Annotated in this window: 16 protein-coding genes; 5 read left to right on the forward strand and 11 right to left on the reverse strand. The window is 72.8% G+C overall.

From position 1 onward, the window contains the following. Positions 1-7 precede the first annotated feature (7 nt). Positions 8-238, reverse strand: a complete 231-nt coding sequence (locus OO52_RS10525) for a DUF4287 domain-containing protein (RefSeq protein WP_030653267.1) — start codon at positions 236-238, stop codon at positions 8-10. Between the two features lie 117 nt (positions 239-355). On the opposite strand from OO52_RS10525, the gene OO52_RS10530 reads away from it, so the two are divergent. Further along, the gene (locus OO52_RS10530) at positions 356-649 is read left to right on the forward strand and encodes a hypothetical protein (RefSeq protein WP_106971965.1); all 294 of its coding nucleotides are present in this window, start codon (positions 356-358) and stop codon (positions 647-649) included. A gap of 9 nt (positions 650-658) precedes the next feature. On the opposite strand, the gene OO52_RS10535 is transcribed toward OO52_RS10530, so the two are convergent. From OO52_RS10535 to OO52_RS10545, 3 genes are all read right to left on the reverse strand, one after another. Beyond that, positions 659-1,441 (reverse strand): hypothetical protein, encoded by a 783-nt coding sequence (locus tag OO52_RS10535; RefSeq protein ID WP_030653261.1) that lies wholly within the window; start codon positions 1,439-1,441, stop codon positions 659-661. Positions 1,442-1,733: 292 nt separating this feature from the next. Next, positions 1,734-2,954 carry an acetyl-CoA C-acetyltransferase gene (locus OO52_RS10540; RefSeq protein ID WP_030653259.1) on the reverse strand — a complete coding sequence of 407 codons (1,221 nt, stop codon included), beginning with the start codon at positions 2,952-2,954 and terminating at the stop codon, positions 1,734-1,736. Between the two features lie 154 nt (positions 2,955-3,108). Further along, positions 3,109-4,128, reverse strand: coding sequence for an SGNH/GDSL hydrolase family protein (locus tag OO52_RS10545; RefSeq protein WP_030653255.1), 1,020 nt, complete (start codon positions 4,126-4,128; stop codon positions 3,109-3,111). Between the two features lie 157 nt (positions 4,129-4,285). On the opposite strand from OO52_RS10545, the gene OO52_RS10550 reads away from it, so the two are divergent. Further along, positions 4,286-5,677 carry a cystathionine beta-synthase gene (locus OO52_RS10550; RefSeq protein WP_030653253.1) on the forward strand — a complete coding sequence of 464 codons (1,392 nt, stop codon included), beginning with the start codon at positions 4,286-4,288 and terminating at the stop codon, positions 5,675-5,677. Positions 5,678-5,966: 289 nt separating this feature from the next. Here OO52_RS10550 and OO52_RS10555 read toward each other — a convergent pair whose 3' ends face one another. Then, positions 5,967-6,812 (reverse strand): helix-turn-helix transcriptional regulator, encoded by an 846-nt coding sequence (locus OO52_RS10555; protein WP_030653250.1) that lies wholly within the window; start codon positions 6,810-6,812, stop codon positions 5,967-5,969. Positions 6,813-6,957: 145 nt separating this feature from the next. Between OO52_RS10555 and OO52_RS10560 the strand changes: the two genes are divergently transcribed. Beyond that, on the forward strand, positions 6,958-7,719 hold the full coding sequence (locus tag OO52_RS10560) for an SDR family oxidoreductase (protein WP_030653246.1): 762 nt from the start codon (positions 6,958-6,960) through the stop codon (positions 7,717-7,719). 15 nt (positions 7,720-7,734) lie between these two features. Here the strand turns inward: OO52_RS10560 and OO52_RS10565 are convergent, their stop codons facing one another. Together OO52_RS10565 and OO52_RS10570 are read right to left on the reverse strand one after the other, a co-directional pair. Beyond that, a complete protein-coding gene (locus tag OO52_RS10565; RefSeq protein ID WP_030653243.1) occupies positions 7,735-8,184 on the reverse strand; it encodes a hypothetical protein in 450 nt (149 codons plus the stop codon). 10 nt (positions 8,185-8,194) lie between these two features. Beyond that, the gene (locus OO52_RS10570; RefSeq protein WP_030653240.1) at positions 8,195-9,607 is read right to left on the reverse strand and encodes a purine-cytosine permease family protein; all 1,413 of its coding nucleotides are present in this window, start codon (positions 9,605-9,607) and stop codon (positions 8,195-8,197) included. Between the two features lie 129 nt (positions 9,608-9,736). Here OO52_RS10570 and OO52_RS10575 point away from each other — a divergent pair, with 129 nt between their 5' ends. Then, entirely contained in the window at positions 9,737-10,579 is an 843-nt protein-coding gene (locus OO52_RS10575; protein ID WP_030653238.1) for a MurR/RpiR family transcriptional regulator, read from the forward strand. 90 nt (positions 10,580-10,669) lie between these two features. Further along, complete coding sequence (locus OO52_RS10580) at positions 10,670-11,254, forward strand: hypothetical protein (protein ID WP_030653233.1); 585 nt, start codon at positions 10,670-10,672, stop codon at positions 11,252-11,254. A 7-nt stretch (positions 11,255-11,261) separates the two neighbouring features. Here OO52_RS10580 and OO52_RS10585 read toward each other — a convergent pair whose 3' ends face one another. The 4 genes from OO52_RS10585 to OO52_RS10600 are packed head-to-tail and all read right to left on the reverse strand — an operon-like array spanning position 11,262 to position 13,491. After that, positions 11,262-11,636, reverse strand: a complete 375-nt coding sequence (locus OO52_RS10585) for a hypothetical protein (protein ID WP_030341435.1) — start codon at positions 11,634-11,636, stop codon at positions 11,262-11,264. 10 nt (positions 11,637-11,646) lie between these two features. Further along, the gene (locus OO52_RS10590) at positions 11,647-12,126 is read right to left on the reverse strand and encodes a roadblock/LC7 domain-containing protein (protein ID WP_030653230.1); all 480 of its coding nucleotides are present in this window, start codon (positions 12,124-12,126) and stop codon (positions 11,647-11,649) included. Between the two features lie 31 nt (positions 12,127-12,157). Next, positions 12,158-13,111 carry a hypothetical protein gene (locus tag OO52_RS10595; protein WP_030653227.1) on the reverse strand — a complete coding sequence of 318 codons (954 nt, stop codon included), beginning with the start codon at positions 13,109-13,111 and terminating at the stop codon, positions 12,158-12,160. Continuing rightward, positions 13,108-13,491: a hypothetical protein gene (locus tag OO52_RS10600; protein ID WP_030653224.1), complete on the reverse strand. Its 384-nt coding sequence runs from the start codon at positions 13,489-13,491 to the stop codon at positions 13,108-13,110. The genes OO52_RS10595 and OO52_RS10600 overlap by 4 nt, the downstream gene beginning before the upstream one ends. Positions 13,492-13,537: the final 46 nt, after the last annotated feature.

Consider the following 13,537-nt stretch of genomic DNA (forward strand, 5'->3'; position numbering starts at 1 on the left):
GTGCCGTTCAGAGCAGCTTGCGCGCTGCCCTCCTCAGGTCGTACTCGTGCACGATCGCCTTGGCGTGGCCGTACGCCAGGTCGTACTCGTGCCGGAGCCAGCTGACCTTCTCCTCGAAGCGGAAGAGTGCCGGGCCTTCTTCGACGGTGCGCAGCCAGTCGGAGACTTCACGACCGGTGCAGTGGGGGATGCGGGCGAGCAGATTGCGGTGGGTCTCCTCGGAGAAGACGTGGGACATCGGCGCCTCCGAACGCAAAGGGGATGTAAGCCGGTCCTTCACGTCACCGTGCCTGAGCGTTCGCGTATTGGCAACAGTGCGGGGCGTTACGCTCGGCGGGTGGTTGATACGACGCCCTTGACCCAAGCAGTGGAGCACTTCGCCGACCGGTTGCGGGCGGCACCGCAGAGCCGGCTCCAACGGAGCGCCGCCGCCGAGGCCCTGGCCCTGGCCCGGGAGCTCTCCCGGCGGGCCCAGCTCATCGAGGAGCCGGGGTGTGAGCCCCGGCAGATGCCGGACGCGGGGATGTTCGCCGCGGCGGATCAGATTCTGGTGGCCGCGCACGACCTCGCGGTCGTCCTGCGGAACGAGGACCAGGTCGCCGAGGCCGTGCTGTTGGTGGAGGAGGCGCGCAAGCGGGCGGGGGTCTGACGTCAACCGTCAGAGGGACGCGATCACCCTGTCGGCCAGGATGTACACCGTCTCCTCGCCGCACGCGAACGTCAGGGTGTACGCCCCGGAGATGCCCGAGCCGCCCAGGAGGTACGGGCTCTCGCCGGACTCCAGGGCCCTCGCCAGGCGTTCCGCCGTCTCGCGGTGGCCCGGGGTCATGCACAGGGTGGTGCCGTCGGCGAAGACGTAGACGTCGAGCGTGCCGAGCGGGCCGGGGCGGACGTCGGACAGTTCGACGCGCTCGGCGGCCAGCTCCTCCAGCGTGGTGACGGTGCGTTCGTGGTCGTTGACGGCCGGCGACTGCACCGGGACGAAGTCGGGGTGCGAGGGGTGCCGGCGGCGGGCCGCGGCCAGCTCCGGGGACTCCCCGGCGAACTCGTCGGCGTCGGCGCCCGGCTCGGCCACCGGCTCCAGCGGCTCCATTCCCGCGAAGTCCGCCTGGCGGGGCAGGAACACGTCGATCTCCGGCAGGCCGTACAGGGAAGGCGTGTCGGAGGCGTCACGGGCCTCCTGCGCCGCCCAGAAGGCGCGCGCCTCGGCCAGTTCGCGCTCCCGTTCCTCGGCGAGCGCCTCGGCCACGGCCGCGCGTATCCGGTCGGCGTCGGCCGTGGTGCGGGCGTTCGGCAGGAGGGCGCGCGTCGTGGCCGCCTGGCCGTCGGCGAGCTGCCGCTGCAGCTCGGTGAGCTGGCGGCGCAGCTTCAGCACGGTGCGCAGGACGGCGACACCCACGGCGCCGGTGGCTGCCGTGGTGAGCAGCAGGGCGATCGGCATGGCGCTCACTGACATACTCCCGGTTCAAAGTCGACCCCCGACTTCCTACATCAGCTTGAAGGGCGGACTAACCAGCTGTCAGTGCGTAACGTCACGAAACGGACAGGACTTTGCATTCGTGGTTTCGTCGTGCGCCATGCTGACCCGCGCTGACCTGCACCGATGTGCCTGGCGAGCGAGATAGGTCACATCCTGGGGGAGATTGGATCACGAAAAGGCCCAGAACCGTGGATTTTCCTGGGTTCTGGGCCCTTCTGCGACGTAACGTGCGTGACCCGCTACGGACGGTGTGTCAGCTCAGGCGCTCGATGACCATTGCCATGCCCTGCCCGCCGCCGACGCACATCGTCTCCAGGCCGAACTGCTTGTCGTGCCACTGAAGCGAGTTGATGAGCGTTCCGGTGATGCGGGCGCCGGTCATGCCGAAGGGGTGGCCGACGGCGATGGCGCCGCCGTTGACGTTCAGCTTGTCGAGGTCGATGCCGAGGTCACGGTACGACGGGATCACCTGGGCGGCGAAGGCCTCGTTGATCTCGACCAGGTCGATGTCGTCGATGGTCAGGCCGGCGCGCCGGAGTGCCTGCTTGCTCGCCTCCACCGGGCCGAGGCCCATGATCTCCGGGGAGAGGCCGGAGACACCGGTGGACACGATCCGGGCGAGCGGGGTCAGGCCCAGGTCGCGGGCCTTGGTGTCGGACATGATGACGAGCGCGGCGGCGCCGTCGTTCAGCGGGCAGCAGTTGCCGGCCGTCACGAGTCCGTCCGGGCGGAAGACCGGCTTCAGGCCCTGCACGGCCTCCAAAGTGACGCCGGCGCGCGGGCCGTCGTCCTTGCTGACCACCGTGCCGTCGGGAAGGGTCACCGGGGTGATCTCGCGCTCCCAGAAGCCGTTCTTGATGGCCTCCTCGGCGAGGTTCTGCGAGCGGACGCCGAACTCGTCCATCTCCTGGCGGGTGACGCCCTTCCAGCGGGCCAGGTTCTCGGCGGTCTGGCCCATCGCGATGTAGGGGTCGGGCAGCAGGCCGTCCTCGCGCGGGTCGTGCCAGCTGGTGCCCTCCTGCTGGGCGACGGACGCGGTGCGGGCCTCGGCCTCGGCGAACAGCGGGTTGTGCGTGTCCGGCAGGCCGTCGGAGCTGCCCTTGACGAAGCGGGAGACCGTCTCGACGCCGGCCGAGATGAACACGTCGCCCTCACCGGCCTTGATGGCGTGCAGCGCCATGCGGGAGGTCTGCAGCGAGGAGGAGCAGTAGCGGGTGACCGTGCAGCCCGGCAGGTGGTCCATGCCCATCTGCACGGCGACGATCCGGCCGAGGTTGTGGCCCTGCTCGCCGCCGGGGAGACCGCAGCCGAGCATCAGGTCGTCGATGTCCCTGGGGTCCAGCTCGGGGATCTTGGCGAGCGCCGCCTGGATGATCGTGGCGGTGAGGTCGTCGGGGCGCAGGTCCTTCAGGGAGCCCTTGTTCGCGCGGCCGATGGGGGAGCGGGCGGTCGAGACGATCACGGCTTCGGGCATCACGGCTCCAGTGGCGGATTTTTTCGTGCAGGGCAGGTGGGAAGTTACCCGGACGTAGGGGCCAGGTCACCGGTGTCGCGGTGTGACACTGGCCGCAATTGTCTAAGCGCTTGCTTGGTGAGCCTCGCTCCGACGGTTCGACCGCGGAGGGCGGTCAGAACGACGGGGTCGCCGGCTCGGCCTCCGGTACCCGGCGCCGGCGCCTCCGCTTGAGCAGCGCCCACGGCCCCCGCGGCCCCGTCGGCATGGCCGCCGTCACCTCGGTGCCGGCCTCCGACGCGGCCTCGGCCGCCGCACGGGCCACCGGCAGGAACCCCTCGTGGCGCGACACGTCCGGCCGGTCCTCCTCCGCCGGCCACAGGCCCAGCGCCGCGCACACCGTGGGCAGGACGGCCATGGCCGCGGTCGCGTAGCCCTCGGCCGAGGGGTGGTAGTTGTCCGGCCCGAACAGCTCCCGCGGATTCGCCTCGAACTCGGGGCCGAGCAGGTCGCCCAGCGACACCGTGCGCCCGCCCTGTTCCACCACCCCGATCGTCTGGGCCGCCGCGAGCTGCCGGGACGCCCGCCGGGCCAGCCAGCGCAGCGGCTGCTGCACCGGCTCGATCGTGCCGAGGTCGGGACAGGTGCCGACCACCACCTCGGCGCCGGCCGTGCGCAGCCGTCGTACCGCCGCCGACAGGTGCCGTACCGAGCGGGTCGGGGGCATCCGGTGGGTCACGTCGTTCGCGCCGACCATGATCACGCAGATGTCCGGGACGGGGGTCGGCGCGGACAGCACCAGCGCGACCTGGCGGTCCAGGTCGTCCGACCGGGCGCCCGGCACCGCCACGTTCCGCAGCTCCACCGGGCGTTCCGCCACCGCCGCCAGCCCGGAGGCCAGCAGCGCCCCCGGGGTCTGGCCGGCCCGGTGCACGCCCTGTCCCGCCGCCGTGGAATCGCCGAGCATGGTCAGACGGAGCGGCGGTTCACCGGGGATGTCGTACGCGTGCCCGTACACGCCGTCGGCCACCGGCACCCGCCCGCCGCTGCCGTTGCCCACATGGCGCCGCGCCAGTCGCACCTCCGCCAGCACCAGGCCGACGACGGCCGCGCCGATGAGCCCGGCCCCGCCCCCGCCGTACGCCGCCCCGGCCGCGATGCGCCGGGCCACCCGTGCCCTCGACATCCTCGTCATGCGTCGCCGCCACCTCCTCGTAGCCGTACCCACTCCTTGCCCCGTACGGACCGTGCGCCAATCTCGACGGGGAGTGAAGGACCGCCCGCGCCACACCGCTGGCCTTAGGCTGGCGGCACCACTACGAACAGTTCTTTTGCAGCGACCGGAGACAACGGTGCGATACCACGACTCGATGATCAGCCTCGTCGGCAACACCCCGCTGGTGCGGCTCAACAACGTGACCCAGGGCATCCAGGCGACCGTCCTGGCCAAGGTGGAGTACTTCAACCCGGGCGGTTCCGTGAAGGACCGCATCGCCCTGCGCATGATCGAGGCCGCGGAGCAGAGCGGGGAGCTGAAGCCGGGCGGCACGATCGTCGAGCCGACGAGTGGCAACACCGGCGTGGGACTCGCCATCGTGGCCCAGCAGAAGGGCTACAAGTGCATCTTCGTGTGCCCGGACAAGGTGAGCACCGACAAGATCAACGTGTTGCGCGCGTACGGCGCCGAGGTGGTCGTGTGCCCGACCGCCGTGGCCCCGGAGCACCCCGACTCGTACTACAACGTCTCCGACCGGCTGGTGCGCGAGACGCCCGGCGCCTGGAAGCCCGACCAGTACTCCAACCCCAACAACCCGCTCTCGCACTATCACTCGACCGGCCCCGAGCTGTGGGAGCAGACCGAGGGGAGGATCACCCACTTCGTGGCGGGCGTCGGCACCGGCGGCACCATCTCCGGCACCGGCCGCTACCTGAAGGAGGCCAGCCAGGGCAAGGTGAAGGTCATCGGCGCCGACCCCGAGGGCTCCGTGTACTCCGGCGGCTCCGGGCGGCCGTACCTGGTCGAGGGCGTCGGTGAGGACTTCTGGCCGACCGCCTACGACCGCACCGTCGCGGACGAGATCGTCGCCGTCTCCGACAAGGACTCGTTCCAGATGACCCGCCGGCTGGCCAAGGAGGAGGGCCTGCTGGTGGGCGGCTCCTGCGGCATGGCCGTCGTGGCCGCGCTGAAGGTCGCCGAGCGGCTCGGCCCGGACGACGTGGTGGTCGTGCTCCTGCCCGACAGCGGCCGCGGCTACCTCAGCAAGATCTTCAACGACGAGTGGATGGCCGACTACGGCTTCCTGGAGGACGAGGGCCCCAGCGCCCGCGTCGGCGACGTCCTGAGCCACAAGGCGGGCGGCTCCATCCCGTCCCTGGTGCACATGCACCCGGAGGAGACCGTCGGCCAGGCCATCGAGGTGCTGCGCGAGTACGGCGTCTCGCAGATGCCCGTCGTCAAGCCGGGCGCCGGTCACCCGGACGTGATGGCCGCCGAGGTCGTCGGCTCGGTCGTGGAACGGGAACTGCTCGACGCCCTGTTCAGCAAGCGGGCCTCGCTGGAGGACCCGCTGGAGAAGCACATGTGCGCCCCGCTGCCCCAGGTCGGCTCCGGCGAGCCGGTCGGCGACCTGATGCAGGTGCTGGGTTCGGCGGACGCCGCGATCGTGCTGGTCGAGGGCAAGCCGACCGGTGTGGTCAGCCGGCAGGACCTGCTGGCCTTCCTGGCCAAGGGCGGCACCAAGTAGCCGACTTCGGCGAGGGTCGGGGTTCGCGGAAGGTGTACGAGCGTGTCACGTGCACGCAGCACCGGCTTAACACGAGTCCGGCAGATTGGTGGGTGTCGGCAGGGGTGGGAGCGGCTCCCCGCCCAGGCCGGCGCCGAACGGCGCCAAGGACCTCCGGAGCGGCTCCCGGACCTCCATGGACGCCACGGACGCGCAAGCCCGGCCCTGACCCGGCCCGCGTCCCTCGCGGGGACCGCCGTCGTCCCGCCCCCCGGAAACGGGGGTGCGGCGGTCCCCGCGCACACTCTTCTCAGCGGGTGGTGCTCGATGCCCAACTGCCCAGCAGCGCCAGCCGCTCCGCCGTCTCCGAACCCGGCTCCGGCGTGTACACCACGATCGTCTGCTCCGGGTCCGCCGGGATCGTCAGGGTCTCGTAGGGCAGGGTCAGCAGGCCCGCGACCGGGTGCCGTACCTTCTTCACGCCGAACGCGCACTCACGGACCTCGTGGTCCGTCCACAGCCGGCGGAAGTCCTCGCTCTTCATGGTCAGTTCGCCGACCAGCGCGCACAGGGCGGGGTCGTCGGCGTACCGGCCCGCCAGCAGCCTGAGCTGGGCCACCGTCTGCGCGGCCACCGCCGTCCACTCGGGGTACAGCTCCCGGGAGGCCGGGTCGAGGAAGACCAGCCGGGGGACGTTCCGCTCGGCCGGCGCCAGGCGGCCGAAGCCGCCCACCGCGTCGCCGAGCGCGTTCCAGGCGAGCACGTCCATGCGGCGGCCCAGCACGAACGCCGGGCTGTGCTCCATGCCGTCGAGGAGGATCTGCACGCCGGGGCGGACGCGGGGCGCGGCGGCCGGCTTCCGCCGCTGCCGGCCGGGGCGCGCCACCGTACGCAGGTACGCGTGCTCCGTCTCGTCCAGCCGCAGCACCCGGGCGACGGCGTCCAGCACGGCGTCGCTCACGCTCGTGCCCCGGCCCTGCTCCAGCCGGATGTAGTAGTCGACGCTCACGCCCGCGAGCTGGGCCACCTCCTCGCGGCGCAGGCCCGGCACCCGGCGCCGCCCGTGCGCGGGCAGTCCGACCTCCTCCGGCCGGATGCGGGCGCGGCGCGAGCGAAGGAAGTCGCCCACCTCTGCTTCGGTCCAGTCCCCGTCCATACGCCGATCGTAGGCGAGCGGTGGCCGTCCATCCTGGTACTGGCATACCCAGGAAAAGCGGATCCCTGGGCACGGCGGCCGGACGCGACGACAGTGGTGTCGGCCGCCGGGGAGCCTCCCCGGCCGATCCATCGAGGGAGCACCCATGTCGTACGAGAACCTGTCCGGCCGTACCGCCGTGGTCACCGGGGCCGCCAGCGGCATCGGCGAGGCGGTCGCCCTGCACCTGGCCGCCGAGGGGGCGGCGGTGGCGCTGCTCGCCCGGCGCGCGGACCGGCTGGACGCGCTGGTGGCCAAGATCCGGGCGGAGGGCGGCCGGGCACTCGCGGTGGCCGCCGACATCACCGACGACGCGGCCGTCGAGGCCGCCCGGGACCGGGTCCACGAGGCGTTCGGCGCCGTCGACCTCGTCGTCAACAACGCCGGTGTCATGCTGCCGAACCCCGTCGAGGCGGGCCGGCTCGACGAGTGGCAGCGGATGCTCGACACGAACGTCACCGGCGTGCTGCGGATCATCCGCGCCTTCAGCGCCGACCTGCTGGCCGCCGCGGCCGAGGGGCGCACCGCCGACCTGGTGAACGTCTCCTCCATCGGCGCCCACGTGACCTTCCCGAACTACGCGGTGTACGGGGCGACCAAGGCGGCCGTCACCTACCTGTCGCAGAGCCTGCGCGGCGAGCTGGGGCCGCGGGACGTCCGGGTCACCAACATCGAGCCGGGGCTCACGGAGACCGAGCTGGCGTCGCACGTCGACAGCGCGGAGCTGTCCGGGCAGCTCGACGACCTGTTCGGGGCGATCGGGGGACTCTCCGCGGCGGAGGTCGCCGACGTCGTCGCCTACGCCACCAGCCGCCCCCGGCACGTCAACCTGCGCCAGATCGTGGTGCTGCCGACCCGGCAGGCCTGACCCCGCCGGTGCCGGTCACTCGTCCCGCGCCGGGCCGTCGTGGTCGCGCCGGCCGGCGAGGAGGCCCGGGTTGAGCCGTACGGCCTGCACCGCGTTGACGCCGACGATGCCGAGCCAGGTGACCACCATGCCGGACAGCCCGGCGACGGCACCCGCGATGGCGGACAGCGGGATCGCCAGGACCAGGGTGATCAGGGCGAAGCCGTAGCGCTCGCCCCAGGAGTCGGCCGGCTTCGGCCGCCGGGTCTCGCGGGCCGTCGCCATCTGCCGCTCGGCCAGCCGCCGCCGCACCCGGCGGTCCACCGCGTCGTCGATCCGCTGCTCGACCTTCTCCAGGAAGGACTCCACCAGCGCGGAGTCGTAGTCGTCGCCCAGTTCCCTGCGGGCGCGCACGGTCGCGTCGAGGTCCTTCCGGAGGTCCGGGTCCGTCCTGAGGTCGGCGTCCCGGGGATCGAGTGTGCTCATGCCGGTCAGCCTAGGGAGCGGCCGGCTCGGCGGCACTGGGGCTAGCCCCCCGGTCCGGATTCGGGCCGGCCACCGTGTTCCGGCGCGCGACCAGCCAGTACAGCAGCGCCGGTACGGCCAGACCGACGATCCAGGAGATGTCCGCGCCGCCCAGCGGCTCCACCAGGGGGCCGGTGTAGAAGCTCGTGGCGAGGAACGGGAGTTGGGCGAGGAGACCGGCCGCGTACACGGCCAGGGCGTCCCAGCGCCAGGCGCCGTAACGGCCGTGCGGGTCGGCGAGGGCCGCGAGGTCGTACCGCTCCCTGGAGATCAGGTAGTAGTCCACCAGGTTGATCGCCGACCAGGGCGTGAAGAAGGTCAGCAGGAACAGCAGGAAGTCCTTGAAGGACGACAGGAAGCTGTCCTTGCCCAGCAGGGCCACCGCGGTCCCGGCGACCATCACCAGCCCGATGTACGCGGCCCGTCCCGCCCGGGACAGCCGCCGCTGCCCACGGAAGCCGCTCACGCTCGTCACCATCGACATGAAGCCGCCGTAGGTGTTGAGGACGTTGACGGTGAGCTTGCCGAGCGCGATGACGAAGGAGAAGAAGGACGCGGCCAGGCCCGTGCCGCCGAGGGCGACGACGTAACCGACCTGGCTGTCCAGGAACGTCTCGCCCGCCGTGGCCGCGACCAGCACGCCGAAGGTCATCGACCACTGGGAGCCGAGCGCCGAGCCGGACAGCGTCCACCAGAAGGTGGCCTTCGTGGACGTCGTCCGCGGCAGGTAGCGCGAGTAGTCCGCCACGTACGGCCCGAACGCGAGCTGCCAGGACGCCGACAGGGACATCGCCAGCAGGAACATCGGCAGCGAGAAGTGCGCGTCGTGCAGCAGCGCGGAGGTGTCGGCGCGGTCCAGGAGGCGTATCGCGAGGTAGACGAAGGCGAGCGCGCAGACGATGCTCGCGACCCGGCCGAGGGCGTGGATGACCCGGTAGCCGGCGGTCGCCATGACCGCCGTGACGGCCGCGAAGACGACGATCCCGGTCGTGTCGCTCGTGTGGATCAGCTCGCCCACCGCCTGTCCGGCCAGGACGCTGCCGGACGCGAAGAAGCCGACGTACATCACGATCACCAGCAGCAGCGGTACGACCGCCCCGCGCACCCCGAACTGCGCCCGCGACTGGATCATCTGCGGCAGGCCGAGCTTCGGGCCCTGGGCGGAGTGCAGGGCCATCACCGCCCCGCCGAGCAGGTTGCCGAGCAGCAGCCCGACGACCGACCACACCACGTCCCCGCCGAAGACGACCGCCAGGGCGCCCGTCACGACGGCCGTGATCTGGAGGTTGGCGCCGAGCCAGAGCGTGAACTGACTGAAGGCCGTGCCGTGCCGTTCCTCGTCCGGGACGACGTCGATGGAGCGCAGTTCCACGAGCTGAGCCATGCGTTCTCCCCACGCTGGGCTGTATAACGGTATGCAGCGACACACTGTCTGAATAGACGGCCCGTGTTTGTCAATGCCTCGGCGCTGTACTCTCCCGGGGCGTCGAGGAATCCGGAGGGGGAGTACGTGATGAGCGCGACCGACAGCCCTGCCAACCGATTGCAGGCGCTCTTCGAGGGCCACCGGCTCACGCCGACCCAGCGCCGCATCGCGCACAGCATGGTGCGCCGGGCCGCGGACGTGCCCTTCCTGTCCAGCGTGGAGCTGGCCGAACTGGCCGGGGTCAGCCAGCCGTCGGTGACCCGGTTCGCGGTCGCCCTCGGCTTCGACGGCTACCCCGCCCTGCGCAAGCACCTGCGCGAGGTCGTCCCGGCCGAACCGGCCGCCGAGGTCTCCGCCTACAACGAGTACCAGCAGGCCGTCGAGGCCGAGATCGAGAACCTCAGGCACCTCGCCGAACTGCTCGCCGACCCGCGCCCGGTGCAGCGGGCCGGCCGGATCCTCGCCGCCTCCCGCCCGCTGCCGGTGCTCGGCCTGCGCGCCGCCGCCTCCCAGGCGTACGGTTTCGCCTACTTCGCCGCCAAGGTGCACCCGGACGTCCGGCTGCTCAACGAGGGCGGCACCATGATCCACGACCGCATCGACGCCGCCGTCCGCGCGGGCGCCACCGCCCTGCTGTGCTTCGCGCTGCCCCGGCACCCGCGCGAGGTCGTGGACACCCTCGCCTACGCCAAGGACGCCGGCCTGACCGTCGTCACCGTCGCCGACTCCGCGTTCGCGCCGGTCGCCAAGTACTCCGACCTGCTGCTGCCCGCCGCCGTCGGCACCGGGCTCGCCTTCGACACCGCGTGCGCGCCGATGCTGCTCGGCCGGGTGCTGCTGGAGGCGCTCTGCGACGACCTGCCGGAAGCCCAGGCCCGCCTGGAGGAGTTCGACGCGAAGGCGGCGGCCCGCGGCCTGTTCGTGGAGTGAGGGGCCCCGCCACTCTCAGATTCGTCTCAGGTTCTGCTATTAGCTTCCCTACGAGACGCAAGCTGTGAACACGTGACACGGGAGGCTGACGTGGCGCGCGGAGGACACGGGCTGGCCCGGGTGGCCGTCGTCGTACGGGCCGGGGCCGCACCGCTGTGGTGGCTCGGGGTGGTCGCCGCGGGGATCGGGGTCGTGCCGGAGGGAGTGACCGGGCGCCGGATCGGCGTGCTGGCCGGGGCGGCGCTGTTCCTGATCGGCGCGGCCGTGGTGGCGCTGGCCCGGCGGGGCCGGTACGCCGCCCTCGCCGGCGGGGCGGCCCGCGCGGGCAAGTACGACGTCCTGCAGGACCGGGCGGTGACCGTGCGCGCCTGGCGCCGGGGCCACCGCTGGTGGCTGCTGCTGGGCTGGGCGGTCGCGCTCGGCTCCGCCTTCGCCGTGCCCGCGGCCGGCGGCATGCTGCTGGCCGGGCTCGGCACCGGGCTGCGGCTGAAGGCCGCGTGGCTCGGGCGGCTGGAGCGGGCCCGGGAGACGCTGCTGTGGGTGCGCGTCGACTGGCTCGACCGGCGCGGCGGGCGCCCGGCGGGCAAGGCCGTGAAGGGCCTGCGCGGTACGGGCGTCGCGGCCGGCGACGCGGCCCCGGGCGGGGCCCGCCGCCGTACCGCCGCACTGGTCTGAGCCGCCGTCAGACCTCCAGTTCCTCCTCGATCCGCTTGAGCTGGTGCCGGGCCATCGCCAGGTTGGCCCGGCTGGAGTCGAGGACCAGGTACAGGAACAGCCCGTTGCCGCCGCGGCTGCTGAGCAGGCGGATCAGGTGGTACTGGTCGGACAGGGTGATCAGGATGTCCTCGATGCCGGCCTTGAGGCCGAGCATCTCCATCGTGCGCATCTTGGCGCGGATGACGTCGGTGTTGCCGGCGGCGGCCACGTTCAGGTCGAAGCTCTTGCTGCCGCCCATCGTGCCCAGCGCCATCCCGCTGGTGTAGTCGACGAGCGCGACACCGGTGGCGCCCTCTATGGAGGTGAGGGCTTCCTTCAGCGCGGTCTCGGTGTTGGCCATGGTGGTCCTTTCAGCTGTCGGTTGCGGTGCGCGCCTCGGCGGCGGTGGTGCGGGGCGCGCGGGGAGTGCGGGTCCGTGCGGGGGTGGTCCTCGGGAGCGGGCGTACGGCCTCGGCGGCGTCCAGCAGCTCCCCGATGCGGGCGCCGGCCCGGCGGCCCTCCAGGTGCAGCCGGCCGACGTTGACCCGGTCCTGCGCGAGCAGGGTCAGGACGGCGGTGCGGCCGGCCGCGTAGGTGGCGATGTAGCCGCCCTCGCCGCGCACCAGCAGCTCCCGGAAGCCGCCGTGCCCGGTGGCGTCGGTGACCCGCACGGCGACGCCGAGTGCGGCGGCGGTGAGCGCGGCCAGGCCCTCCGGGTCGACCCCGGGGGTGTCGTGGGCGACGACGAGGCCGTCGACGCCGGCCGCGAGGGCGCCGGTGAGCTGCGGTACCCGGGTGCGCAGCCGCAGCAGCTCCTCCAGGACGGTCCGCAGGTCCTCTTCGGCCACCATCAGGTCTCTCCTCTCGGCGGGGCGGTGCCGTTCAAAGCGCCTCCAGCGCATCCCTGAGCCTCTTCAGCAGCGCGATGTCGGGGTCGGTGGTGACCTGGGCGAGCGGGGGCGGGGGCGGCGGAGCGGGTGGTGCCGTGGACAGGGGTGCGATCTGCCCGGCCGCCGTCAGCCGGCGCACGTCGACCAGCGTGTGGAACGCCTGCCGGCCCAGGTTCCGGGCGATGTCGGCGGCCGTGCGGACGCCGTCCACGCGGTCCAGGACGGCCCGTTGCCGGGGTGTCACCGGGGCCGCCGGGACCGCGGGGGTGGCCGGTGCGGCCCGGGTGGCGTGGGCGGCCTGGACGGCCGGTGCGGTGGGACCGGCCGGGGCCGCCGGGTTCGCCGGGTCGGCCGGGTTCACCGGGTGGGCGGGGTCCGCCGGGTCGGCCGGGGCGCGGCCGGTGGCCGGGTCCGCGCGGATCAGCGGGGCCGTGTCGGCGGCCGGGTCGGGCCACAGCCGGTGCAGCAGCAGCCGGCGGCGCAGCGTCTCGCGTTCCAGCGCGACGACCGGGACCGAGGGCAGCGGGCCGAGCCGGGGCGTGGAGTCGTACCGGAACCGTCCCGGCGTGCTGCTCGGCGCCAGCGCGAAGTACCCGGCGTCGTACAGCGCGTCCAGATGGCACAGCTCCAGCGCACCCGTGGGCAACACCCCGGAGGACAGCAGGAGTTCGGCCGCGTGCAGGGGACCCGTGGTCCGTGCCGCCGCCTGCTGCCAGGCGGCGGCCGCGAGGGTGCCGTGGGCCGTGAGGAGCACGTCGAGGCCGGGGGCGAGGGGGCTCTCGGCGTGCACCACGCGGCCCTCGGCGAGGTGCAGGACGCCGTGTTCGCGTACCAGGATGCCGGTGGCCCGCTCCTCGGCGAGCCGGGTGAGCATCGGGGACAGGGCGCGCCCGGCCCCCTTGTCCCGGACCGGGAGGGCCGGCTGCGGGGTGCTGACCACGGTCATCCCAGCACCAGCCGGGCGGCCATCTCGCCGAGCCGGATCCGGGCGAGCGCGAGGTTGCCCTCCTCGCGGCCGAGCCACAGGTGCAGGAACACGCTGCTGTCGAAGGACGTGTCCACGAAGCGCAGCAGGTGGTAGCTGTCCCCGTTGCTGATGATCACGTCCTCCACGGGGGGCAGGTCGTCGCCGCCCGCCGTGAAGGTGCCGTGCTCGGCGGCCATCCGGGCCAGTTCGGCGGCCTCGGCGGCGGTCGTCTCGTGGTCGCCGCCGGGCGCCTCCCCGACCGCGCCGAGAGCCAGTCCGCTCGTCCAGTCCACCAGCGCGGCTCCCCGGGCACCGGGCAACCGCATCGCTTCCAGCAGGCACTCGTCGATTCCGGGCACCGTGGCTCCCCTCCCGCCTGGGACTCCGGCTGAGTGACGCCGACAC

It is taken from the genome of Streptomyces flaveolus (genome assembly GCF_000716535.1).
Taxonomy (GTDB): Bacteria; Actinomycetota; Actinomycetes; order Streptomycetales; family Streptomycetaceae; genus Streptomyces; species Streptomyces flaveolus_A.